The organism is Pseudomonas sp. GW823-FHT05G12 (genome assembly GCF_058795575.1).
Window position 1 is genome coordinate 2,333,309 of the sequence record NZ_CM179501.1, and the last position, 22,716, is coordinate 2,356,024.

Genomic DNA, 22,716 nt, shown 5'->3' on the forward strand with positions numbered 1-22,716 from the left:
CGCTTGGTCCTCAGTAGGTGAAGAAACCACGACCGCTCTTGCGCCCCAGCCAGCCGGCCGCGACCATTTCCTTGAGCAGTGGAGCAGGGCGGTACTTGCTGTCGTTGAAGCCTTCATGGAAGGCCTCCATGATCGCCAGCAGGGTGTCCAGACCGATCAGGTCGGCCAAGGCCAGCGGGCCGATCGGCTGGTTGCAGCCCAAGCGCATGCCGGTGTCGATGTCCTCGGCACTGGCCAGGCCTTCCTGGCGCACGAAGATCGCCTCGTTGATCATTGGCACCAGGATGCGGTTGACCACGAAGCCCGGGCGGTTGCCGGCGGTGATCGGGGTCTTGCCGACTTTTTCGGTCACCACCAGCGCTTGGGCGTAGGTGTGGTCGCTGGTCTGCAGGCCACGAATGATCTCCACCAGCGCCATCATCGGTACCGGGTTGAAGAAGTGCACACCAATGAAGCGCTCGGGGTGCTCGATGCTGGCAGCCAGTTGGGTCACCGACAGCGACGAGGTGTTGGTGGCGATCAGGCAGTCGGCGGCAACGTTGGCTGCCACCTGCTGCAGGATGCGCTGCTTGAGCTGCAGGTTCTCGGTAGCCGCTTCGATCACCAGCTGTGCAGCGCTGAGCTGGGCGTAGTCGGTGCTGGTGCGGATGCGGGCTTTGGCGGCTGCGGCTTTGTCGGCGTCGAGGGTGCCCTTGCTGACCTGGCGCTCGAGGTTCTTGCTCAAGGTGGCCACACCGCGCTCAAGCGCTGCGTCGGAAACATCCACCAGCAGCACCTGGTAGCCGGCAATGGCGCACACCTGGGCAATGCCGTTGCCCATGGTGCCCGCGCCGATCACGGCGATCTGTTCAATGCTCATGTGTCAGCCTCCCTCAGACGCGCTCGAACACGACGGCGATGCCTTGGCCACCGCCGATACACATCGTGGCCAGCGCGTAGCGGCCCTGGATGCGCTGCAGCTCATGGATGGCCTTGGTGGCGATGATTGCACCGGTGGCACCCACCGGGTGGCCCAGGGAAATGCCCGAACCGTTGGGGTTGACCTTTTCCGGGTCGAAGCCCAGCTCGCGGGCCACGGCGCAGGCCTGGGCGGCGAAGGCCTCGTTGGACTCGATCACATCCAGGTCTTGCAGGTTCAGGCCGGTTTTTTCCAGCACTTTGCGGGTGGCCGGGATCGGCCCCAGGCCCATCAGTTCGGGCTCCACCCCGGCGTGGGCGTAGCCCACCAGGCGTGCCAGTGGCTTCAGGCCCAGGCGGCGCACCGCGTCACCGGTGGCCAACACCAGGCCGGCGGCGCCATCGTTGATACCGCTGGCGTTGCCGGCGGTGACGGTACCGTCTTTCTTGAATACCGGCTTCATACCGGCCAGTTGCTCGGCGGTTACATCAGCACGCACATGCTCGTCGACACTGAACTGCACGCTGCCCTTGCGGGTTTTCAGCTCCAGCGCAACGATCTGGCTGGCGAAGCGGCCCTCGGCAATCGCACGAGCGGCGCGGCGCTGGCTGGTCAGTGCCAGTTCGTCCTGCATTTCGCGGGTAATGCCGTACTTGGCCGAAACGTTCTCGGCGGTGATGCCCATGTGGAAGTGCTGGAACGGGTCCTGCAGCACGCCGACGGTATAGTCGATGCCTTGCAGGTCACCCATGCGTGCACCCCAGCGCGCTTGTGGCAGCAGGTAAGGGCCACGGCTCATGGACTCGGCGCCGGCCGCGACGGCCACATCGGTGTCGCCCAGCAACAGGCCCTGGGCCGCAGAGACAATAGCCTGCAGGCCAGACCCGCACAGGCGGTTGACGTTGAATGCCGGCGTTTCCTTGGGGATGCCAGCGTTCATTGCCGCTACCCGTGCCAGGTAGGCGTCACGCGGTTCGGTGGGGATTACCGTGCCCATCACCAGGTGGCCGACTTGCTCGGCGGCCAGGCCCGAACGCTCGATGGCGGCGCGGGTCACGGCGCTGGCCAGGTCGGCCAGCGGCAGGTCCTTGAGGGAACCGCCAAAGCCACCAATGGCTGAACGGACGGCACTGACGACGTAGATTTCTGCGCTGCTCATAAGGGCTCCGATTGCGAAGGCGTGGCGGGACCGGGCCAGGCTCTGCGAGAATGGTTGGCGGCCCCGAAGTGGGTTCGAGTCTAGGCAAAGGCTCTGTTGCAGCCTATGCCGAATCTGTTCAAACAACCTGGCACTTTTTGCCACTCAGCATAGACAGCGAAAACCGCCATGCGCGAAAGCGATTCAGTCGCCGTGTACTTCCTCAACGCCATGCTCCACGCCCTGCGCGACACCCCCGCCGAGCGTGATGCCCAGCTGCGTGCGGTGGGCATCGCCCCGCAGCTGCTCGATCAGCCGCAGGCGCGGGTGCCGGCCAAGGCGTTCGCCCAGCTGTGGCTGGCGTTGATCCAGCGCCTGGACGATGAGTTCTTTGGCCTCGACAGCCATGGCATGCCGCTGGGCAGTTTTGCCCTGATCTGCCGGGGGTTGATCCTCGAGCCAAACCTGGAAAAGGCCTTGCGCCAGTGCATGGGGGGCTTCGGCCTGTTCCTGCGTGACCTGCGTGGCAGCCTGACAGTACGTGGCGGCCGGGCGCTGATCAGCGTGCAGTCGAACATTGCCGACCCCTTGACCCGTGTCTATGCCGAGGAAACCTACCTGGTGCTGATGATCGGCATGCTGTGCTGGCTGGCCGGGCGACGGATTGCCATCGACCGCACGGAGCTCGCGGTGTCGCGCCCGGCCCAGGAGGACGACTTGCTGCTGTGGGGGCCGGACCTGCGCCTGGGCAGCGGACGCACCGAGGTGGAGTTCGACAGCGCTTACCTGCGCCTGCCGGTGGTGCAGGACCGTGCAGCCCTGAAGACCTTTCTGCGCAGTGCACCTCAAGGGCTGGTGATCCGCTTTCGCAATCAGAACGGGCTGGTGGCTGAGGTGTATCGGCACCTGCGGGCATTGCGCTATGGACAGTGGCCGACATTGGCCGCACTGGCGCAGCAACAGGGGATCAGTGCCAGTACCTTTCGCCGGCAGTTGGAGCGGGAGGGGCGTTCGTACCAGCAGATCAAGGATGAAGTGCGCCGGGCCATGGCCTTCGAACGGCTGCGCGACGGTGCGTTGAGCATTGCCGAAATTGCCGAGCAGGCGGGGTTTCAGGAACCGAGTGCGTTCCACCGGGCGTTCAAGAAGTGGACCGGGCAGAGCCCAGGGAGCTACCGGGCGCGGCTGGCCGGCCTGCGTTCTACCTGTAGGAGCGGGCATGCCCGCGAAGAAACCAACGCGGTGGATGGCACCGGCTCTGCCGGTGTTCGCGGGTAAACCCGCTCCTACAGGGCACGCACAGAATTGTAGGAGCGGGCTTGCCCGCGAAGAAATCCAACGCGGTGGATGGCACCGGCTCTGCCGGTGTTCGCGGGTAAACCCGCTCCTACAGGGCACTGGACACAGAATTGTGGGAGCGGGCATGCCCGCGAAGAAACCAACGCGGTGGATGGCACCGGCTCTGCCGGTGTTCGCGGGTAAACCCGCTCCTACAGGGCACAGAATTTGTGGGAGCGGGCTTGCCCGCGAATAGGCCAGCACAGGCCACCCGAAAGGATCAGGCCGGCACCATGGCAAAGCCGACGCCGAACCGGTTCCAGGCATTGATGGTGGCAATTGCCAAGGTCAGGTTGGCCACCTCGCCCGGCTCGAAGTGTTCCTGCAGGGCTTCATATTGCTCTTGCGGCGCACCCCGTTCAGGCAAGCGGGTCAGGCTCTCGACCCAGGCCAGGGCAGCACGTTCACGCGGCGTGAAATAGCTGGTGTCCTGCCACACGCACAAGGTCTGCAGGCGTGCTTCGGTCTCACCCGCCTTGCGCGCATCGTTGGCGTGAAGGTTGACGCAGTAGGCGCAGCCGTTGATCTGCGAAGCGCGCAGGCGTATCAGCTCCAGCAGCGAGTGTTCAAGGCCGCTGTTGGCCAGCGCCTGCTCCAGGCCGACCATGGCTTTGTAGGCTTGCGGCGCGTGTTTGGCCCATTCGATACGGTTGTGCATGGCAGTCTCCAGAAGTGTGGGGTGGACATGGCGCTACTGTAGCGCCGCTCATTGGCCACCCCGATAGCCAATTTTGCGCATAAGCGGGAGGCCAATCGTCCATTCAGGTGGCCACTGACCTGCATCCAATCTCTTCATTTCTGCCAGGCCAGCCGAGCCGGGATAATGGCCAGTTCCTGTTACAAGAGAACCGACTCACAATGAGCGCTGTACTGAACCTGTTGCTGGTGATCCTGCTGGCGTTGAACCTGCGGCCGATCCTGACCAGTATCGGCCCGTTACTCGAACCCATGCGCGCCAGCACCGGCCTGGGTTACCAGCAGGCGGCCTTGCTGACGGCGCTACCGGTGCTGTGCATGGGCCTGGTGCCCCTGTTGCAACCGTGGCTGCGACGCTGGGTCAGCGAGCATGGCGGCATGCTGGGGGGCCTGGCCGCGATTGCCCTGGCCTGCCTGTGGCGCCTGCAGCTGGACAGTGCCTGGGCGCTGATCGCCAGTGCGCTGGTCGCCGGCCTGGGCGTGGCGGTGGTGCAGGGCATGATGCCGGGGCTGGTCAACCGCTGGTTCCCCAGGCGTCTGGCCGGGGCGATGGGGCTGTACTCGGCAGCGCTGATGAGCGGCGGCGGCCTGGCTGCAGTACTCGGGCCACACATCAGCGGCCATTTCGGCTACTGGCAGGCGGGCCTGGGCGTATGGGCGGTCCCGGCCGTGCTGGCGGTGCTGGCCTGGGCCTTGCTGCGGCCAAGGCAGGAGGCGCCGAAGCTGGGAACGGTCACGGGCGGGCACTGGTTCGGCACCCGCCGGGCATGGTTGCTGGCCCTGTACTTCGGCCTGATCAACGGCGGCTACACCAGCATGGTGGCCTGGTTGCCGGCTTACCACATCGAGCATGGCGGCAGCGCTCAGGGCGGTGCCGACCTGGTGGGCCTGATGACCGTCTTCCAGGTGCTCGGTGCGCTCGGCCTGCCGCTGCTGCTGCGACGTTGGGCAGACAGGCGCCCGGGTTTGTGGCTGGCGCTGGCGATCCAGCTGGCGGGCTTCCTGGGGCTTTTGCTGGTACCTGCGGCGGCTTCCGGGCTTTGGGTCGCCATGATCGGCTTTGGCTTGGGTGCCTGCTTCAGCCAGTGCCTGACGTTGACCCTGGAACACCTGAAAACGCCTGCCGAAGCCGGCAGCCTGGCGGCGTTCGTACAGGGTATCGGCTTCATCATCACCGGCATCGTGCCGTATATCACGGGTTGGCTGCGGGATGTCAGTGGCGACTTCCAGGCTTCGTGGACGCTGTTGACCGTGACCGTGATGGCAATGCTGCTGGTGACCGCGTGCTTCAACCCGCGCAGCTATGCGGCGGCTATCGCCCGGCCGGCCGCCACCGGCAAGGCCGCACCGGTCAACTGAGGCGTTGCAGGGTATCGCGTACCCGGTCCAGCGCCGGGTCGATATCCAGCAGTTCGATGGCGCCGAAGCCCATCAATAGCCCCGGCCGTACCGGTGCCTCGCTGAAGAAGGGTGCCAGGGAATACAGGCCTACCTCTACCTTGCGCGCGAGGTTGGCCAACAACTCCACATCCACCCCGGGTTTGGCCAAGGCACTGAGGTGGAAGCCTGCGCTGGCGGGGATGGCGCTGAACCACGGTGCCAGATCGCCGCCCAGGCGCGCCAGGATGCGCTCGCGGCGTGCGCTGTAGACCTCGTGGCAGCGGCGGATGTGCTTGTTCAGGTGGCCTTCGCCAAGGAAGCGCGCCAGCGCCCACTGCAGCAGGGTAGGGCTGTGCCAGTCGCTGAGGTGCTTGGCCACGCAAGCGGCCTGCAGTACGGCAGGCGGTAATACGGCATAGCCCAGGCGCAGCTCGGGCAGCAAGGTCTTGGAAAAGGTCCCGACGTAGGCGACCAGCCCATGTCGGTCCAGACGCTGCAGCGCGTCCGAGGCTGGCCCGTGGTAGCGGAACTCACAGTCGTAGTCGTCTTCGATGATCAGTGCACCCAGCTCGGCGGCCCGCGCAAGCAGGGCATGCCGGCGTGGCTCGCTCATCGGCATGCCCAGCGGGAACTGGTGCGAGGGTGTTACGTAGATCAGCCGGGTGCCGTCGGCGATCTGTTCCACGCACAGGCCCTCATCATCCACCGGCACCGATTGCAGGCGTGCCCCTAGGGCCAGGAACAATTGCCGTGCCGGCGGGTAGCCAGGATCTTCCATGGCCACCTGGCAGCCCGGCTCGACCAGCACCCGGGCGATCAGGTCCAGCGCCTGCTGGGCGCCGTTGCACACCAGCAGGTCGGCTGCGCTGCAGTGCACCCCGCGCGAGTAGGCGATGTGGTGGGCAATGGCTTCGCGCAGTTCCGGCAAGCCCTGGGCCGGGAATTGTCGCTCGGGGTGGCGCTGGCTACGGCGCAGGGCGTAGTTCAGGCAACTGCGCCACTGGTCGAACGGGAACTGTGCCTTGCTCGAAGCACCCCCGACGAAGTCATAGCGCGATGGCGCCTGCAACTGGCGTTGGCTGAGCACGGTGGCGCGCTGCTGCCAGCGCTCGAGGGAGGCGGCGCCGGCCAGGGGGAGGGTGGCTGATTCGCTACTGCGCAGCGGATGGCGCGGGGTGACGAATGTGCCACGGCCGACCACGCCGCTGAGCAGGTTATCGTAGGTCAGCCGCGAATAGGCCTCGGCCACAGTCTTGCGCGATACACCCAGTTGTTCAGCCAGCAGACGGGTAGGCGGCAGTTGGGAGCCGGCGGCCAGGTGGCCGCTGTCGATACCATCGCGCAATTGCTGGTAAAGCTGATCGGCCAGGCCTTTGCGGCCCTCCAGGCGAATGTGCAGTTCCATGGGCGGGTCCGGAGCGGAGGATTGCTCAGGATAGCGGATTGGCTGCGACTCAGGTGCTTGTCACAGGCTACGAAGAGGCCGAGCCAACCGCTCAGAGCCGAGCGGTGCTGACGGTGATATAGCCTTTTTCTGCCAGGGCAATGCGTATCACGGTTTCGTCTTCCGGCGCGTTGCGGTTGCGCTTGATGCGCACGCCTTCAACCGTCGAAGCTTTCATATGCTCTGAAATGGCCCGCCCGTTCGCGTCGAAGAACACCTCGCTGGCCAGCAACTCGATGCGTTCGATCAATTGCCGGGAATGTTCATCGGTGGCGCAGAAGAACATGACCCCCGACAAGTGCGGGTCGTTGTCGGGGTTGGTCATGTCATGGGCCAGCATTTCGCGCAGGCTGCTGCGCAGTTCGGCGATGGGGCGGGCGTACGGGTGCATGCGGAGCCTCCTCTGGATCGCGACCTTGTGTCCTCCAGTGCCGATCATGTTTTCTGTGGGCAGAGGCAGCAAGTAGGGCGCTTCTGAGGGCGGCGTAGGAAACGTCTTAAGATGCTGGGAGGTGGTCGAACCTCAGGGTCTACAAGGCAGCAGCCCCCGCCTTGGCCACCTGGGCATCCTGTTCGGATTTGACGCCGGATACACCAATGGCGCCCACCACCTGGCCTTCCACCCGCAGCGGCACGCCACCTTCAAGGCTGGTCAGCAGGGGGGCGGTCACGAATGCCGTACGGCCGCCATTGACCATCTCTTCATAATCCCGCGTCTCTTTGCGCCCCAGTGCGGCGGTGCGGGCCTTTTCCAGCGCGATGTAGGCACTGGCCGGCGCACAGCCGTCCACGCGTTCCAGGGCCAGCGGGTGGCCGCCGTCGTCGACCACGGCGATGGTCACGCTCCATTGTCGGGCCTGGGCTTCCTGGCGGGCGGCGGTCAGTACGCGGGCGATTTCGGTCTGGCCGATAACGAACTTGCTAAGCATGGGCGGGCTCCGGGTTCAAGGCTGCTTCGACGATTTCGACCCAGTGGCGCACGGGCGTGCGTCCAGCTCCGTCGAGGTGGGCCTGGCAGCCTATGTTGGCTGTGGCAATGAGGTGCGGTTTACCGCTTTCCAGCGCATTCAGACGATTGTCGCGAAGTTGCAGTGACAGTTCTGGCTGGGTCAGCGAATAGGTCCCCGCCGAGCCACAGCACAGGTGGCCATCGGGCACCGAGGTCAGGGTAAAGCCAAGCCGTGTCAGCAGCGCCTCTACCGCGCCGCCCAGCTTCAGTGCGTGCTGCAGGGTGCATGGGCAGTGGAAGGCCAGGCGCTGTTCGGTGCACAGGGCCAATTGTTCGATCGGCTCATCGCGCAGGATTTCCACCAGATCGCGGGACAGGGCGCTGACCCGGGCGGCCTTGGCAGCGTAATGGGGGTCTTTTTCCAGCAGGTGGCCATAGTCGCGGACAAACGCACCGCAGCCGCTGGCGGTCTGCACGATAGCCTCGGCACCCGCTTCGATGGCGGGCCACCAGGCGTCGATATTGCGCCGCGCCCGCTGCAGGCCTTGCTCCTGGGCATTCAGGTGATAGTCCACCGCGCCACAGCATCCGGCCTGCCGGACCGGTTGCACACTGATGCCCAGGCGGTCGAGCAGCCGCGCAGCAGCGGCATTGGTATTGGGTGACAGGGCCGGCTGCACGCAGCCTTCCAGCATCAGTACCCGGCGCGCATGGCGCACTGCCGGACGCTGGCCGGGTGTGGTGACCTGCGCCGGCAACTTGCGTTTGACTGAGGCCGGTAGCAGCGGGCGCAGCACCTGGCCGCTGCGGGTCAGGGCCTTGAACAGTGCCGGGCGCGGCACCACCGCACGCAGGCCCAGGCGCAACAGGCGCTGGCCGAGCGGGCGTGGCACCTGCTGCTCGACCACTGCGCGGCCGATGTCCAGCAGATCGTGGTACTTCACCCCGGATGGGCAGGTGGTTTCGCAGTTGCGGCAGGTCAGGCAGCGGTCCAGGTGCAATTGGGTGCTGGCGGTGACCGGCTCGCCCTCGAGCATCTGCTTGATCAGGTAGATGCGCCCGCGCGGGCCGTCCAGCTCGTCGCCCAGCAACTGGTAAGTGGGGCAGGTGGCGGTGCAGAAACCGCAATGTACGCAGGTGCGCAGGATGCGCTCGGCTTCGTCGGCGCGGGCCAGGCGGCGCGATGTTTCGCTAAGGTTGGTTTGCATGGTCTGGCCTCACAGGTCCGGGTACAGGCGACCAGGGTTGAACACCCCCTGGGGATCGAGCTGCTGCTTGAGGGCGCGGTGATAGCGCATCAGTGCAACCGGCAGCGGCGGGCTGCTGGCTGCACCGGGGGCGTAGCAGGTGGCGTGGCCGCCCACCTTGGCGACCTGGTCGCGAATGGCCTGCGCCGGTGCGCAGGTCTTGAGCCAGCGCTGGGCACCCCCCCAGTCGATCAGTTGCTGGCCGGGCAGGTCCAGCTCGCCGGTGACGGTGGGTACGGACAGGCGCCACAGGGGGGCGGCGTCGGCAAAGAACGCCAGGCGCTGTTCGCGCAGGTCGCTCCAGAAGCGGTTATCGAGCGTGTCGCCCCCCAGCCGCTGGCGTGCCGACTGCACCGACCCTTCGCCGCCTTCCAGGCGCAGGTACAGCGTTTCGCCTTCATGGCAGGCGGCGCTGATCGGCAGCGGTTGCTGGCCCCATTCGGCCAGCTCGGCCAGCGCTTCATTGCGGCCCATCGCCAGGCGCAGGCTCAGGCACAGGCGAGGCCGTGGCAGCACTTTCAGCGAAACCTCGGTCAGCAGCCCCAGGCATCCGAAGCTGCCCGCCATCAGGCGTGACACATCGTAGCCGGCGACGTTCTTCATCACCTCGCCACCAAAGCGCAGCAGCTTGCCGTGGCCAGTGATTACCCGTGTACCGAGTACAAAGTCGCGCACCGACCCGGCCCACGGCCGTCGCGGGCCAGACAACCCGGCCGCGACCATGCCGCCCAAGGTGGCCTCGGGGCCCAGGTGGGGTGGTTCGCAGGGCAGCATCTGGCCGGCCTCGTGCAGGGCTGCCTCGATCTCGCGCAGGGGGGTACCGGCGCGGGCCGTGAGTACCAGCTCGGTAGGGTCGTAGCTGACGATGCCGCGGTGCTTGCGGGTGTCGAGTACTTGGCCCGCCACCGGGTTGCCGAGCATCGCTTTGCTGTTGCTGCCCTGGATGCGCAGCGGCGTACCTTCGTTCAGCGCCTGGTTGACCTGCTCCAACAGCGTCTGGCTCATGTCGCGGTCCATGCTCATCAGAAGCGCTCCAGCTCGGGGAAGGGCAGTTGCCCCTGGTGCACGTGCAGGGCGCCGAATTCGGCGCAGCGGTGCAGGGTGGGAATGTTCTTGCCGGGGTTGAGCAGGCCCTGGGGGTCGAAGGCGGCCTTCACCGCGTGGAACAGGGTAATTTCGTCGCTGTTGAACTGCGCGCACATCTGGTTGATCTTCTCGCGCCCCACGCCGTGTTCACCGGTGATGCTGCCGCCCACTTTCACACAGAGCTCCAGAATCTTGCCGCCGATCGCTTCGGCACGCTCCAGCTCGCCGGGCAGGTTGGCATCGAACAGGATCAACGGGTGCATGTTGCCGTCGCCGGCATGGAACACGTTGGCCACCCGCAGGCCGTACTCCGCGGACAGGTCGCTGATGCCCTTGAGCACCCGTGGTAACTCGCGGCGCGGGATGGTGCCGTCCATGCAGTAGTAGTCCGGGGAGATGCGCCCCACGGCCGGGAAGGCGTTCTTGCGCCCGGCCCAGAAGCGAACGCGCTCGGCTTCGTCGCAGGCCAGGCGCACCTCGCGGGCCCCGGCTTGGGTCAGCACGGCGGCGACGCGCGCGCAGTCGTCGTGAACATCGGCTTCCACGCCATCCAGTTCGCACAGCAGGATCGCCGCCGCGTCCACCGGGTAGCCGGCATGGATGAAGTCTTCAGCGGCGCGGATCGCCAGGTTGTCCATCATCTCCAGGCCGCCAGGAATGATGCCGGCAGCGATGATGTCGGCGACTGCCCGGCCGGCGTCCTCGACGCTGTCGAAACTGGCCAGTATCACCCGCGCCACCTGGGGCTTGGGCAGCAGCTTGACGGTGACTTCGGTGACGATACCGAGCATGCCTTCGGAGCCGGTGAACAATGCCAGCAGGTCGAAGCCAGGGCTGTCCAGGGCATCGCTGCCCAGGCTCAGGCGTTCGCCCTCGACCGTAAGGATGTCCACCTTGAGCACATTGTGTACGGTCAGGCCGTACTTGAGGCAGTGCACGCCACCGGCGTTTTCGGCGACATTGCCACCGATTGAGCAGGCAATTTGCGAGGAAGGGTCGGGTGCGTAGTACATGCCATGGGGTGCGGCGGCCTGGGAGATGGCCAGGTTGCGTACGCCCGGCTGCACGCGGGCGTAACGCCCCTGCGGGTTGACCTCGAGGATACGGTTGAAGCGCGCCATCACCAGCAGGATGCCCTTGGCCAGCGGCAGGGCACCACCAGACAGGCCGGTACCGGCGCCACGCGCAACCACCGGTACGCCGCGCTGGTGGCAAAGCTTCAACAGCGTCTGCACCTGCTCCAGGCGCTCGGGCAGCGCCACCAGCAGTGGCACGGTGCGGTAGGCCGACAGGCCGTCGCATTCGTACGGTTTGAGGTCTTCGTCGCGGTGCAGGATTTCAAGGTCCGGCAGTGCATCGCGCAGCGCCTGCAACAGGGCGGCCAGGTCCACGTCGGGCAGCGCGCCATCGACGCGTTCGTCATACAGGATATTCATTGGCTCACTCGCAACGGTTTTTGTTGTTGTTGGCGAAGCGGTCACCGATGCAGCGTGCGCGTGCTAGCGTTCGGGGTCGAGTGAGATGTTGACTGGTCCTACCAGTTTCTTCGGGCAGTACTGTCTATTCACGGTTCTGTCTGGCTAGATTGGCGCTATAAGTCAAAGTGGTCCTACCAGCAGGAGTGTGCGCAGTGGGTACTGAAGGCAAGGCCAAGGTCGCCGACCAGGTGGCCGAACGGGTCGAGCGGCTTATCGTCGAAGGCGTGCTCAAGGTGGGCCAGGCACTGCCGTCGGAGCGGCGGCTGGTGGAAAAGCTTGGCTGTTCACGTTCGGCCTTGCGCGAGGGCCTGCGCGTTCTGCGTGGGCGCGGCATCATCGACACCGAACAGGGGCGGGGTTCGTTCGTCGCCGATCTCACCGGGCAGGCGGGTGCTACGCCTTTGATGCACCTGTTCAGTTCGCAACCGCGCACGCTGTTCGACCTGCTGGAGGTCCGGGCGTTGCTGGAGGCTGAGTCGGCGCGGCTGGCGGCGTTGCGGGCTACCGACGTCGACCGCCTGCTGATCCGCCGGCGCTACGAAGAAATGCTGGCTGCGCACGAGGCTGCGCAGGCGCTCGATGCCCGTGAGCATGCCCGCCGTGACCATGCCTTTCACCGGGCGATCAGTGAGGCGTCGCATAACCCGGTGCTGGTGCATACCCTGCAATCGCTCAGTGACCTGACCTTGAGCACGGTGTTCGCTTCGGTCAACAACCTGTATTGCCGGCCAACGCAGAAACGCCAGATTGATCGGCAGCATGCGCGCTTGTATCGCGCGGTCATGGAGCAACTGCCCGAGCAGGCGCAGCGGGCCGCGCGCGAGCATATCAATGGCATACGCGACAGTTTGCGGGAGATCGAGCAGGAAGAGCAGCGCCTGGTCAGGGCGACCATGCGCATGGATGGCTGGGGTTGAAACGGCCCTGCAGCGGCCCTCTCGCGTCTGAGCGCCGCGAGAGGGCCGGTAAAGGTCTACTCAATGGTCAGCCACAGGGTCATCTTGCGACAGGATGGCCCGGGCCAGCTCTTCATCACTGGCCTGCAGCCCTGGATGGTCCTTGCGGGCCTGTTCAAGCGCCGACTCCACATAGGCGCCGCGGATGGCACCGCCGCTGGCGACGAACGCTGAAAGTTCGTCACGGGCCGGGATGATCCGTTTGTCGTCCTTGAAGGTCGAATACAGCGAAGCGGAGATACCGGCCGAGGTGGCGACGTCGCCCGCATCGACGCGGGCCAGGGCAGCACCGGCAGGCATCAGGAGCAGCAGCGCAGGGGCGAGGAGTAGGTGGCGCATGTCGTGTTCTCCAGTAACGTGAAGCACAGGGAAATAAACCACTCAGTGTCTAAGACGGCGGAGGCGTTGGGGTAGTTCCCTTATCCTGGCTGGAGGGTGTCGGGGATAAGGTGCACCTGCCGCTGACGATGTGGCTGAACTGGCGGTTTGCAAGCTGGCGACGGAGCGTGTCATGGATTGACCGCGTCGGGACGCGCGTGATTTGCTTGGGTGGATGGTGCTTCGCGGGCAAATCCGCAGAGGGCCCTGCCGATCATTCAAAGGAAACTGAAGGTTCGCCCATGTCCGACTACAAGCTGCACTGCTTCGCCGAATCCGGTAACGCCTACAAGGCTGCGCTCATGCTTGAACTCACCGGCCAGAACTGGCAGCCGGTGTTCGTCGACTTCTTCCATGGCCAGACGCGTGAGCAAACCTGGCGCGATGAGGTGAACGAGCAGGGCGAGGTGCCGGTGATGGAGCATGCTGGCAAGCGCTTCACCCAGTCTGCGCTGATTCTGGAATACCTTGCCGAACAGACCGGCCAGTTCGGGCCTCGCGATGAAGATGAAAAGCGTGAGATCTGGCGCTGGATGCTGTTCGACAACCATAAGTTCACCAGCTATTACGCTGCGCTGCGCTTTCTGTTCTGCCTGAAGAACACCGGCGAAACCGATGTCACGAGGTTCCTGCGCGAGCGTGCCACGGCGGCTTACCGTATTGTCGACGCGCACCTGGCGAAGACGCCATTCATGGTCGGTGGCCGGTTGACCATCGCCGACCTGTCGTTGGCGGGGTATGTGTTCATGCCAGAAGACACCGGTATCCCGTTGGCAGCGTTCACGCACATCGAGGCGTGGAAAGCCCGCATCCAGGCACTGCCGGGGTGGAAACACCCGTATGAGCTGATGCCGCGCACGGCATCCTGACCCATTCGCGGCTAAAACCGCCACCACGGCGGCCCGGCAAAATCATGTGTGTGGCACACCCCGAGTGGGTGCGCCGCCCGCATACTCCGGCTTCAGGTGCCCTTGCTCGTCCAGCAGATAAGCATCCATCACCTCCCGCACCACCGGCCCTGCGACCCGGCCTCCAGCCTCACCGTTCTCGATCATTACCGCCACCACCACACTGGGGTGCTCAGCCGGAGCAAAGCCGACAAACAGGGCGTTGTCGCGGTGGCGCTCGAGGGTCTTGTTGCGGTTGTAACGCTCACCCTGCTTGATCGCCACCACCTGCGCGGTACCACTTTTGCCGGCAATTCGGTACTGGGCACCGGCGGCCGCGGCGCGGGCAATGCCGCGCGGGTCGTGCATGACCATCTGCATGCCCTGGCTGACCTGGTCCCAGGCATGCTTGTCGTGCAGCACGATGTCGGGCATGGGGTTTGGGTCGATCGGCGTATCGCCGCCCACGGTCATGGCCAGGTGCGGGCGGTGCCACACGCCCTTGCTTGCCAGCAGGCTGGTGGCCTGGGCCAGCTGCAGGGGGGTGACCTGCATGTAACCCTGGCCAATGCCAAGGATCAGCGTCTCGCCCGGGAACCAGGCCTGGCGTCGTGTGGCGCGCTTCCACTCGGCCGAGGGCATCAGCCCGGAGGCTTCTTCGAACATGTCCAGTGACACCTTCTGGCCCAGGCCGAACTCGGCCATGTAGTCGTGCAGCCGGTCGATGCCCAACTTGTGCGCCAGGTCGTAGAAGTAGGTGTCGTTGGAACGCATGATGGCGGTGTACATGTCCACCCAGCCGTCGCCGCTGCGGTTCCAGTTGCGGTACTTGTGGTCATAGTTGGGCAGTTCGTAGTAGCCCGGGTCGAACACCCGGCTGGCAGGGGTGATCACCCCGCTGTCGAGGCCAGCGATGGCCACTTCAGGCTTCACGGTCGAGCCGGGCGCATACAGGCCGCGCAGGACGCGGTTGAACAGTGGGCGGTCGATGGAGTCGCGCAGCGCGGCATACTGCTTGAAGCTGATGCCCTTGACGAACAGGTTGGGGTCGAAGCTGGGGTTGCTGACCATCGCCAGTACGTCACCATTGGCCGGGTCCAATACCACCACCGAGCCACGGCGGTCACCCAGCGCTTTTTCTGCGGCTATCTGCAAATGGGCGTCCAGGGTGAGGACTATATCCTGCCCAGGGGTCGGGTCCTTGTGGTTGAGCACACGCATCACCCGCCCCTGAGCGTTGGTCTCGACCTCTTCGTAGCCCACGTGGCCATGCAGCTGGCTTTCGTAGAAGCGCTCGATGCCGGTCTTGCCAATCGATTGGGTGCCGCGGTACTCCGTGCTGTCGAGCGTCTTGGCTTCTTTCTCGTTGATGCGCCCCACATAGCCCACTGAATGCGCGAAATGCCCGGCCAGTGGGTACTCGCGGATGAACTGCGGCTCCACCTCCAGGCCCGGCAGGCGGAACTGGTTCACCGCTACCAGGGCGATCTGCTCCTCGCTCAAGCCCACCATAAGGGTTACGGGCTCGAACGGTTTGCGGCCACGGCGCAGGTCCTTGTCGAACTGCTTACGGTCGTCTTCGGTCAGGCCCAGCACCTGCGTCAGGGTGTCGAGCACCTTGGCCGAGTCGCCGCCGGCCCGCTCGCGGGTCATGGTCAGGTCGAAGCTGGGCTTGTTGTCGGCCAGTACCACGCCGTTGCGGTCGTAGATCAGCCCGCGTTCGGGGGCAATGGGCAGCACGTGCACGCGGTTGTTTTCCGACACGGCCGTTTGTTGGTCGTGCTGCAGCACTTGCAGTACATAGAGCCGGCCCACCAGGACGGCACACAGGCTGAACACCATGGCAGCGCAGGCCAGAAGCCGACGGTTGACCAGGTGCTTTTCCTTTTCGTGGTCCTTTAGCGGGATGGGTTGCGGCATCTGTGAATCGATCCTGAGGGGTGGCAATACGCGCGCGATCGGGCCGCGGATGCTACGCAACCCGTACCGTACCCTCAAGACGAGCCCCCGGCTGCCCGCTGGCTGGCATCGGCTGTGTGCCCCATGATCAGGGCGCTGAGGGGGAATATGAAGATTTGTTCATTGCGGAGTCATGATGGCGAGTCAGGGGTGGTTTTTGATGATTTGTGGATCCATAAATCGATTCTGTTCGGTAACCGAACATCAAGTTTCGTTGGTTGTAAATTTATAAGCTATTGAATTTATTTATAAAAATATGACTTTTCCTAGCAATGAACTGAAATTGGTCGCGCCTGATCGTTAGGCGGTGCTTTCGTCACGTTGTCTGTGGATCCATTATCTGGTTGATTAGCGCCTGACAACGGCCGGAGCCCTCCTGCCGTATGCGATAACAATTACAAAAAGGGTCCAGTCATGAATGGCTATCCAGCGGCACTGAACCGTCAGGGTTCCTCCCGTTGCGCCTGCGCGTGCGCATCGTTCCTCTCGCCTTTGGCCAAGCCTGGCCGGCAGGTGACCCCATGAATACCGATCTCAAGCAACGTCTGGACAACGACCCGATGGGTCGCTTTCAGTGCCTGGCCATTGGTATTTGCATCATCCTCAACATGATCGATGGCTTCGACGTGCTGGTCATGGCCTTCACCGCCGCCTCGGTGTCTGCCGAGTGGAACCTGAACGGGGCGCAGGTAGGGCTTCTGCTCAGTGCCGGCTTGTTCGGTATGGCGGCCGGGTCACTGTTTATCGCGCCGTGGGCTGACCGTTTTGGCCGACGCCCGCTGATCCTGCTGTGCCTGGCGCTGTCCGGTATCGGCATGCTGCTCTCGGCACTGAGCCAGAGCCCGCTGCAACTGGCGCTGCTGCGTGGCCTGACCGGGCTGGGCATCGGTGGCATCCTGGCCAGCAGCAATGTGATTGCCAGTGAATATGCCAGCAAACGCTGGCGCGGCTTGGCGGTGAGCCTGCAGTCCACTGGCTATGCGCTGGGTGCGACCCTGGGCGGTTTGCTGGCGGTATGGCTGCTGGGGCATTGGGGCTGGCGCTCGGTATTTCTGTTTGGCGGCATCGTCACCGTACTGGTGATCCCGCTGGTACTGCTGTGGTTGCCAGAGTCGCTGGACTTTCTGCTGGCACGCCGGCCGGCCAATGCTCTGGCCCGGGTCAACCGCCTGGCCGTGCGCCTCGGCCAGCCGGCATTGGCGCAACTGCCGGCTGTTGCCGCAAGGGCAGAGGGTGCCAAAACCGGGTTCAGGCAGCTGCTGGCGCCGGCCATGCGTCGCACCACGCTGGTGATCTGGTTGCTGTTCTTCCTGGTCATGTTCGGCTTCTACTTCGTGATGAGCTGGACGCCGAAACTGTTGGTGGCCGCCGGCTTGTCGGCCCAGCAAGGCATCACCGGCGGCGTGCTGTTGAGCGTGGGCGGCATCGTTGGCGCGGCGCTGATCGGCGGCCTGGCTTCGCGCTGGCCACTGACTCGCGTGCTGGCGTTGTTCATGCTCATCACCGCCGCGCTGCTGGTGCTGTTCGTGGCCAATGGTGCCTCGGTCACTGCGGCGCTGGCGTTGGGCCTGCTGATCGGGCTGTTTTCCAACGGCTGCGTGGCTGGGCTGTATGCCTTGTCGCCGGTGGTCTATGACGCATCGGTACGCGCCACCGGTGTGGGTTGGGGGATCGGCATCGGCCGCATGGGCGCGATCCTGTCGCCGACCGTGGCTGGCGTGCTGCTCGATGGTGGCTGGCAACCCCTGCATCTTTATGGCGTGTTCGCCAGCGTGTTCGTGCTTGCCGCAGGTTGCCTGCTGCTGTTGCGCCCAACGGCCAAGCCTGCGTCTGCCTTGCCTGCTGATGCACTGAGCCACTGAGTGCAACCCGGCCTGGCCGGGTATCTGAATGCAACTTACTGCTCCGGGTCATGCTGGCCTGGGGCGGTCTGCTGCGCCTATTGAACGTGGAGAACAATAATAATGATGGACACAACCTGCACGCTGGCCCGTTCGGTCCTGGCTGTTTCGCTGGCGTTTGGCCTTGGTTTGCCGGCCTGGGCGCAAGAGGGGGGCTTCTTTGAAGATGCCAAGGGTGGGCTGACATTGCGCAACTACTACTTCAACCGCGATTTCCGCGACCCGGGGGCCGCCAAGGGCAAGGTTCAAGAATGGGCCCAGGGTTTCATCTTCAAGTTCAGCTCTGGCTACACCCCGGGGCTGATCGGTTTTGGCCTGGACGGTATCGCCCTGTTCGGCGTGAAGCTGGACAGCGGCGGCGGTACCAGCGGCTCAGAACTGTTGCCGGTGCACGATGACGGGCGAGCGGCCGACGACTATGGTCGGGCCGGGCTGGCGGCGAAGCTGCGTATGTCCGCGACCGAGCTGAAGGTGGGGGAGTTGTTGCCGGATATTCCACTGCTGCGTTACGACGATGGCCGTCTGCTGCCGCAGACCTTCCGTGGTGCCATGCTCGACTCGCGGGAAATCGAAGGCCTGAGCCTGCAGGCCGGCCAGTACCGCGAGGTGAGCCTGCGCCACTCTTCGGACATGCAGGATCTATCTGCCTGGGCCGCGCCCGGGGTCACCTCGGACGGCTTCAACTACGCCGGCGCCGAGTACCGCTTCAACCAGCAGCGAACACTGATCGGCGCCTGGCACTCGCAGTTGGAGGACATCTACCAGCAAAGCTACTTCAACCTGCTGCACAGTCAGCGGGTAGGGGAGTGGACGTTGGGAGCCAACCTTGGCTACTTCATCGACCGGGATGACGGACAGGCGCGCATCGGCGACATCCAGAGCCGCACCGGTTACGCCTTGCTGTCAGCTTCGCACAGTGGCCACACGCTGTACCTGGGGTTGCAGAAGGTCAGTGGCGACAGTCAGTGGATGTCGGTTTACGGCAGCAGTGGGCGAACCCTGGGCAACGACATGTTCAACGGCAACTTCAGCAATGCTGACGAGCGTTCGTGGCAAGTGCGTTATGACTACAACTTCGCCGCGCTCGGTGTGCCAGGGCTGCTGGCCATGGTGCGGTACGGGCATGGCGAGAACGCCACCACGGCGGCGGGCAGCAATGGCAAGGAGTGGGAGCGCGATGCCGAGGTGAACTACACCTTCCAGAGCGGGGCTTTGAAGAACCTCAACATCCGGCTGAACAACGCGACCAACCGGCGCAGCTTTAACAGCGACTTCGACCAGACGCGCCTGATCGTCAGCTACCCGTTGACCTTGTAGGGGCGGGTTCACCCGCGAACACCGGCGCAGCCGGTGCCATGTTCCGCGTTGCCTGCTTCGCGGGTAAACCCGCTCCTACATTTACGGCGCATGTCTTGAGACAGGTTGGTTTCTTGGCGCGCGCTCTCCCCGTAGGAGCGGGTTCACCCGCGAACACCGGCGCAGCCGGTGCCATGTTCCGCGTTGCCTGCTTCGCGGGTAAACCCGCTCCTACATTTACGGCGCATGTCTTGCGCCAGGTGGGTTTCTTGGCGCGCGCGCGCCCCCGTAGGAGCGGGTTCACCCGCGAACACCGGCGCAGCCGGTGCCATGCACCGCGTTGCCTGCTTCGCGGGTAAACCCGCTCCTATGTATGGACTCGCCCACACTGTCTAGCTGCTTTTTTGAACATAGGAACCCGGTTGCATCTATGTATCAGGCCTGTTCGAGGAAGCTTTTTGCTTCTGGCCAACATCGTGGTGAGCTCGCAGTGTGCCGTTTACATGGAGGCCACTATCAGGCCTGTAGGAGCGGAGGCATCGGTCTGCGACGGTCTTACCTAGGGTCAATGTTCACTAGCAGGGGTTGGAGCGCCTAGCGCCCCGGTGGCATTACCCGGTTGGTCAGAGGCTCATAGCCGCCTCCGGTTTTTCGTTCGGTTTGCGTTGGTAAACCTGATCGCTCTGTAACAGGGCCCAGATAATCCGCAGATTTCGATTAGCCAGCCTGATCGCCGCCTCCTTGCGCCCAAGGCGGGATAGCCAGCGCAAGAGGCGGCGATCATCTGGCTGATCGGAATCAGGCCTTAACTGACTCAAGACAGCATGCGCGCCCTGGATCATCAGGCTGCGTATGTAGCCGTCACCGCGCTTGCTCATCTTGCCCAATCTGATTTTGTTTCCGCTGCTGTGCTGATCGGGCACGATACCGAAGAAGGCGGAATACATTCGGCCACTGGCGAAGCGGCTGGGGTCGGTCTGTTTCGCCACGATCGCCGTGGCAATGATAGGGCCGACGCCGCGAATGGTGATCAGTCGCTGAGCGACTTTATCCTCTTGGGCAGTCGCTTCGAGCCGGCGGCTCAGCGCCGCTATGCGTTCACCTAGAGACAACCAGTCCATCAGCAACTCATCGAGCAACTCGCGCAACAGGTCGGGTAGAGGCAAGGAAGCATCCTCAAGCGCCTGAGGCACATGCTTATTGATCGCGGCATCGCCCTGGGGCATGGATACGCCATGCTCGAGTAGCAAACCACGGATCTGATTACCCAGCGCGGTATGTCGCTTGATGTTACCGCGCCGGATACGGTGCAGCGCTTGAATAGCCAGTGCTGTGGTGCTCTTGATCGGTATCGAAGCGATGCTCGTATCGCGACCGGCACGCAAAATGGCATAGCAGTCGTTACGATCGTTCTTAGCACCGCTGCGATGTTCGGCGACACGTTGCGCCGGCAGGATGCGAACCGGATTACCTTTGGCCTGCAGCAGTCTGGCCCAGGCTTGTGCACCTGGACCGCACTCCATCAAGACGGCCACGGTCGTTGGCAGCCTGAGCAGGAAATCGTGGAACGCTTGGCGGGATTTGATGCGATCTTCGTAGATCACCCGACCAGTAGCGTCCTCGCCTGCTAATTGGAAGACCTGTTTGGCCAGGTCTACGCAGATGGTTGTGCAAAGCTCCACATCAGTGGAAGACAGGGAATCGTGTTTCGAACTATGCTTTTTCATGGTCTCGCCCTCGCTGCCGTTGGCTTCTTCGAACACCACCGTGGCACTGTGATGCCTCGGCGGGGGCGAGTCCATCGATTACATTTACGGCGTATGTCTTGCGCCAGGTTGGTTTCTTGGTGCGCGCCCCCCGTAGGAGCGGGTTCACCCGCGAACACCGGCGCAGCCGGTGCCATGTTCCGCGTCGCCTGCTTCGCGGGTAAACCCGCTCCTACAACAGGCCTGCAGCAACCCCTCGGCTTGCGCTAAGATGCCCGTTCATGTCTTTGGAAGTCGCCTGGATGAGCAAACCCGGTCAGATGGTGCTGGTTGCGCTGCGCAAGATGATCGCTTCGGGCGAGCTGGCGGCCGGCGAACGCTTGATGGAAGTCCCAACCGCTGAACTGTTCGGCGTTTCACGCATGCCGGTGCGCATGGCATTTCGTACCCTGGAACAGGAAGGCCTGCTGGTGCGCTTTGGCGGCCGGGGGTTTCAGGTGCGCTCGGTTAGCGCCGATGACATCGCAGGTGCGGTCGAGGTGCGCGGTGTGCTGGAGGGGTTGGCTGCTCGTCAGGCCGCTGAGCGTGGCTTGTCGGTGCAAGCACGCGCTGCGCTGCAACAGTGCCTGGTCGACGGCGATCAGCTGTTCGACAAGGGCTTTGTGAGCGAAGACGACTTGCAGGTCTATCACGACCTGAACATGCGCTTTCATCAGGTGATCATCGACGCCAGCCACAACCCGGCCATTGCCGTTGCCCTGGCGCGCAACGACCACCTGCCATTCGCCTCGGTCACCGCACTGGCGGTGGACCGCCATGATCTGGCTCGCGAATACCGGCGCTTCAACTTCGCCCACATGCAGCACCACGCCGTGTTCGACGCCCTGGTCAACCGCCAGGGTGCCCGCGCCGAAGCGATCATGCGCGAGCACGCCAATGCCACCTTGCGCTATGCCGAAACCTTTGGTGGGGCAGCGGCGGACGCGGGCATGAAAGTCATCCTGCCCTCGTCGTAAGCCGGATCAGATATCCAGCACCAGCAGCGGCGTCTTCGAGCGCGAGCAGCAAGGCGTGAACTGATCGTTCAGGGCCTGTTCCTCTTCGGTGAGAAACAGATCGCGATGGTCCGGTGTGCCCTGCAGCACGCGTGTCAGGCAGGTGCCGCAAATACCCTGCTCGCACGACATGGCGATCTCGATACCGTTCTCTTCCAGCACCTGCACCACGGTCCGGTCGGCTGGCACCTCGAACACCTGGCCCGTGCTGCCCACCTGCACCGAGAAACTGCCATCGTTGCTGGCATCCACCGGTGCTGCGGCGAAGTACTCGCGGTGCAGGTTGGCCTCCTGCCAGCCCAAGCCCTTCGCGCTGTCCAGCACATGCTGCATGAACCCGCCCGGCCCGCATACATACAGGTGCACATCATCTTGCGGGTTGCCCAGCACCTGGGCGATGTCCAGCGCCGTTTCCGGCTGCTCGTCAAAATGCACGAACAGCCGATCAGCGAACGGCGCGCTGCGAATCCGCTCGACAAACGCCGCACGTTCGCTGGAGCGGGCACAGTAGTGCAGCTCGAAGGCCTGGCCGCTGTGGGACAGCTGCTCGGCCATGCACAGGATTGGGGTAATGCCGATGCCGCCAGCAAACAGCAAACTGCGCTGCGCACCCTCGGCCAGCGGGAACAGGTTGCGCGGCGCACTGATACGCAGCCGGGCACCGGCCTGCACCTGCTCGTGCAGGCTACGTGAGCCGCCCCGCGAAGCCGGGTCGTTGAGTACGCCAATCAGATAGCGATGGCGTTCTTCGGGGTGGTTGCACAGCGAATACTGGCGCACCAGCCCGTCGGGCAGGTGCACATCGATATGGGCGCCGGCGCTGAACGCCGGCAGCAGGCTGCCATCTGCCGCGGCCAGCTCGAAGCTGCAGATACCCTGCGCTTCATCGTTACGGGATACCACTACGGCATCGATCATGTCGGC

The 22,716-nt window shown here is 64.2% G+C and carries 20 protein-coding genes; 7 read left to right on the forward strand and 13 right to left on the reverse strand.

Annotated features, from left to right (window positions below; all coding sequences use genetic code 11):
- Positions 1-10: 10 nt before the first annotated feature.
- Both AC3RCM_RS10680 and AC3RCM_RS10685 read right to left on the reverse strand, forming a co-directional pair.
- A complete protein-coding gene (locus AC3RCM_RS10680) occupies positions 11-859 on the reverse strand; it encodes a 3-hydroxybutyryl-CoA dehydrogenase (RefSeq protein WP_104886205.1) in 849 nt (282 codons plus the stop codon).
- 13 nt (positions 860-872) lie between these two features.
- Positions 873-2,057 (reverse strand): acetyl-CoA C-acyltransferase family protein, encoded by a 1,185-nt coding sequence (locus tag AC3RCM_RS10685; protein ID WP_064493035.1) that lies wholly within the window; start codon positions 2,055-2,057, stop codon positions 873-875.
- A 168-nt stretch (positions 2,058-2,225) separates the two neighbouring features.
- Here AC3RCM_RS10685 and AC3RCM_RS10690 point away from each other — a divergent pair, with 168 nt between their 5' ends.
- Positions 2,226-3,314 (forward strand): AraC family transcriptional regulator, encoded by a 1,089-nt coding sequence (locus tag AC3RCM_RS10690; RefSeq protein ID WP_104886204.1) that lies wholly within the window; start codon positions 2,226-2,228, stop codon positions 3,312-3,314.
- Positions 3,315-3,594: 280 nt separating this feature from the next.
- Here AC3RCM_RS10690 and AC3RCM_RS10695 read toward each other — a convergent pair whose 3' ends face one another.
- Complete coding sequence (locus AC3RCM_RS10695; protein ID WP_064493037.1) at positions 3,595-4,032, reverse strand: carboxymuconolactone decarboxylase family protein; 438 nt, start codon at positions 4,030-4,032, stop codon at positions 3,595-3,597.
- A gap of 200 nt (positions 4,033-4,232) precedes the next feature.
- Here AC3RCM_RS10695 and AC3RCM_RS10700 point away from each other — a divergent pair, with 200 nt between their 5' ends.
- Positions 4,233-5,429: a CynX/NimT family MFS transporter gene (locus tag AC3RCM_RS10700; RefSeq protein ID WP_104886202.1), complete on the forward strand. Its 1,197-nt coding sequence runs from the start codon at positions 4,233-4,235 to the stop codon at positions 5,427-5,429.
- Here the strand turns inward: AC3RCM_RS10700 and pdxR are convergent.
- The 6 genes from pdxR to glcD form a co-directional block, all read right to left on the reverse strand.
- A complete protein-coding gene (gene pdxR / locus AC3RCM_RS10705; protein WP_492629592.1) occupies positions 5,422-6,855 on the reverse strand; it encodes a MocR-like pyridoxine biosynthesis transcription factor PdxR in 1,434 nt (477 codons plus the stop codon). The two genes, AC3RCM_RS10700 and pdxR, sit on opposite strands and share 8 nt — an antisense overlap.
- Before the next feature lie 91 nt (positions 6,856-6,946).
- On the reverse strand, positions 6,947-7,285 hold the full coding sequence (locus tag AC3RCM_RS10710; RefSeq protein ID WP_012051955.1) for a hypothetical protein: 339 nt from the start codon (positions 7,283-7,285) through the stop codon (positions 6,947-6,949).
- A 139-nt stretch (positions 7,286-7,424) separates the two neighbouring features.
- Positions 7,425-7,823 carry a heme-binding protein gene (locus tag AC3RCM_RS10715; RefSeq protein ID WP_064493040.1) on the reverse strand — a complete coding sequence of 133 codons (399 nt, stop codon included), beginning with the start codon at positions 7,821-7,823 and terminating at the stop codon, positions 7,425-7,427.
- Positions 7,816-9,051 (reverse strand): glycolate oxidase subunit GlcF, encoded by a 1,236-nt coding sequence (gene glcF / locus AC3RCM_RS10720; RefSeq protein ID WP_198747306.1) that lies wholly within the window; start codon positions 9,049-9,051, stop codon positions 7,816-7,818. The genes AC3RCM_RS10715 and glcF overlap by 8 nt, the downstream gene beginning before the upstream one ends.
- A gap of 9 nt (positions 9,052-9,060) precedes the next feature.
- Positions 9,061-10,113 carry a glycolate oxidase subunit GlcE gene (gene glcE / locus AC3RCM_RS10725; protein ID WP_457250633.1) on the reverse strand — a complete coding sequence of 351 codons (1,053 nt, stop codon included), beginning with the start codon at positions 10,111-10,113 and terminating at the stop codon, positions 9,061-9,063.
- Positions 10,113-11,612, reverse strand: a complete 1,500-nt coding sequence (gene glcD / locus AC3RCM_RS10730; protein ID WP_457250632.1) for a glycolate oxidase subunit GlcD — start codon at positions 11,610-11,612, stop codon at positions 10,113-10,115. Before glcD ends, glcE begins: the two co-directional genes overlap by 1 nt.
- A gap of 194 nt (positions 11,613-11,806) precedes the next feature.
- Here glcD and glcC point away from each other — a divergent pair, with 194 nt between their 5' ends.
- Positions 11,807-12,571, forward strand: coding sequence for a transcriptional regulator GlcC (glcC, locus tag AC3RCM_RS10735; RefSeq protein ID WP_020192876.1), 765 nt, complete (start codon positions 11,807-11,809; stop codon positions 12,569-12,571).
- Positions 12,572-12,631: 60 nt separating this feature from the next.
- Here glcC and AC3RCM_RS10740 read toward each other — a convergent pair whose 3' ends face one another.
- Positions 12,632-12,949, reverse strand: a complete 318-nt coding sequence (locus AC3RCM_RS10740; RefSeq protein ID WP_064493044.1) for a DUF2388 domain-containing protein — start codon at positions 12,947-12,949, stop codon at positions 12,632-12,634.
- A gap of 281 nt (positions 12,950-13,230) precedes the next feature.
- On the opposite strand from AC3RCM_RS10740, the gene AC3RCM_RS10745 reads away from it, so the two are divergent.
- The gene (locus AC3RCM_RS10745) at positions 13,231-13,857 is read left to right on the forward strand and encodes a glutathione S-transferase family protein (protein ID WP_108190621.1); all 627 of its coding nucleotides are present in this window, start codon (positions 13,231-13,233) and stop codon (positions 13,855-13,857) included.
- A gap of 42 nt (positions 13,858-13,899) precedes the next feature.
- Here AC3RCM_RS10745 and mrdA read toward each other — a convergent pair whose 3' ends face one another.
- On the reverse strand, positions 13,900-15,795 hold the full coding sequence (mrdA, locus tag AC3RCM_RS10750) for a penicillin-binding protein 2 (protein ID WP_064493046.1): 1,896 nt from the start codon (positions 15,793-15,795) through the stop codon (positions 13,900-13,902).
- Between the two features lie 560 nt (positions 15,796-16,355).
- On the opposite strand from mrdA, the gene AC3RCM_RS10755 reads away from it, so the two are divergent.
- Both AC3RCM_RS10755 and AC3RCM_RS10760 read left to right on the forward strand, forming a co-directional pair.
- A complete protein-coding gene (locus AC3RCM_RS10755) occupies positions 16,356-17,696 on the forward strand; it encodes an MFS transporter (RefSeq protein ID WP_104887824.1) in 1,341 nt (446 codons plus the stop codon).
- 102 nt (positions 17,697-17,798) lie between these two features.
- Positions 17,799-19,052 (forward strand): OprD family porin, encoded by a 1,254-nt coding sequence (locus AC3RCM_RS10760; protein WP_104887823.1) that lies wholly within the window; start codon positions 17,799-17,801, stop codon positions 19,050-19,052.
- Positions 19,053-19,654: 602 nt separating this feature from the next.
- Here AC3RCM_RS10760 and AC3RCM_RS10765 read toward each other — a convergent pair.
- Positions 19,655-20,713, reverse strand: a complete 1,059-nt coding sequence (locus AC3RCM_RS10765; protein ID WP_098316384.1) for an IS110-like element ISPpu11 family transposase — start codon at positions 20,711-20,713, stop codon at positions 19,655-19,657.
- A gap of 326 nt (positions 20,714-21,039) precedes the next feature.
- Between AC3RCM_RS10765 and AC3RCM_RS10770 the strand changes: the two genes are divergently transcribed.
- Entirely contained in the window at positions 21,040-21,753 is a 714-nt protein-coding gene (locus AC3RCM_RS10770) for a GntR family transcriptional regulator (protein ID WP_003256147.1), read from the forward strand.
- Positions 21,754-21,759: 6 nt separating this feature from the next.
- Here AC3RCM_RS10770 and AC3RCM_RS10775 read toward each other — a convergent pair whose 3' ends face one another.
- Positions 21,760-22,710, reverse strand: coding sequence for a PDR/VanB family oxidoreductase (locus AC3RCM_RS10775; RefSeq protein ID WP_020192346.1), 951 nt, complete (start codon positions 22,708-22,710; stop codon positions 21,760-21,762).
- Positions 22,711-22,716: the final 6 nt, after the last annotated feature.

Excerpts from the sequence above, each read along its gene's own strand:
- AC3RCM_RS10680 (WP_104886205.1), bottom strand. The coding sequence starts at position 859 with ATGAGCATTGAACAGATCGCCGTGATCGGCGCGGGCACCATGGGCAAC.
- AC3RCM_RS10685 (WP_064493035.1), bottom strand. The coding sequence starts at position 2,057 with ATGAGCAGCGCAGAAATCTACGTCGTCAGTGCCGTCCGTTCAGCCATT.
- AC3RCM_RS10690 (WP_104886204.1), top strand. The coding sequence starts at position 2,226 with ATGCGCGAAAGCGATTCAGTCGCCGTGTACTTCCTCAACGCCATGCTC.
- AC3RCM_RS10695 (WP_064493037.1), bottom strand. The coding sequence starts at position 4,032 with ATGCACAACCGTATCGAATGGGCCAAACACGCGCCGCAAGCCTACAAA.
- AC3RCM_RS10700 (WP_104886202.1), top strand. The coding sequence starts at position 4,233 with ATGAGCGCTGTACTGAACCTGTTGCTGGTGATCCTGCTGGCGTTGAAC.
- pdxR (WP_492629592.1), bottom strand. The coding sequence starts at position 6,855 with ATGGAACTGCACATTCGCCTGGAGGGCCGCAAAGGCCTGGCCGATCAG.
- AC3RCM_RS10710 (WP_012051955.1), bottom strand. The coding sequence starts at position 7,285 with ATGCACCCGTACGCCCGCCCCATCGCCGAACTGCGCAGCAGCCTGCGC.
- AC3RCM_RS10715 (WP_064493040.1), bottom strand. The coding sequence starts at position 7,823 with ATGCTTAGCAAGTTCGTTATCGGCCAGACCGAAATCGCCCGCGTACTG.
- glcF (WP_198747306.1), bottom strand. The coding sequence starts at position 9,051 with ATGCAAACCAACCTTAGCGAAACATCGCGCCGCCTGGCCCGCGCCGAC.
- glcE (WP_457250633.1), bottom strand. The coding sequence starts at position 10,113 with ATGAGCATGGACCGCGACATGAGCCAGACGCTGTTGGAGCAGGTCAAC.
- glcD (WP_457250632.1), bottom strand. The coding sequence starts at position 11,612 with ATGAATATCCTGTATGACGAACGCGTCGATGGCGCGCTGCCCGACGTG.
- AC3RCM_RS10740 (WP_064493044.1), bottom strand. The coding sequence starts at position 12,949 with ATGCGCCACCTACTCCTCGCCCCTGCGCTGCTGCTCCTGATGCCTGCC.
- AC3RCM_RS10745 (WP_108190621.1), top strand. The coding sequence starts at position 13,231 with ATGTCCGACTACAAGCTGCACTGCTTCGCCGAATCCGGTAACGCCTAC.
- mrdA (WP_064493046.1), bottom strand. The coding sequence starts at position 15,795 with ATGCCGCAACCCATCCCGCTAAAGGACCACGAAAAGGAAAAGCACCTG.
- AC3RCM_RS10755 (WP_104887824.1), top strand. The coding sequence starts at position 16,356 with ATGAATACCGATCTCAAGCAACGTCTGGACAACGACCCGATGGGTCGC.
- AC3RCM_RS10760 (WP_104887823.1), top strand. The coding sequence starts at position 17,799 with ATGATGGACACAACCTGCACGCTGGCCCGTTCGGTCCTGGCTGTTTCG.
- AC3RCM_RS10770 (WP_003256147.1), top strand. The coding sequence starts at position 21,040 with ATGAGCAAACCCGGTCAGATGGTGCTGGTTGCGCTGCGCAAGATGATC.
- AC3RCM_RS10775 (WP_020192346.1), bottom strand. The coding sequence starts at position 22,710 with ATGATCGATGCCGTAGTGGTATCCCGTAACGATGAAGCGCAGGGTATC.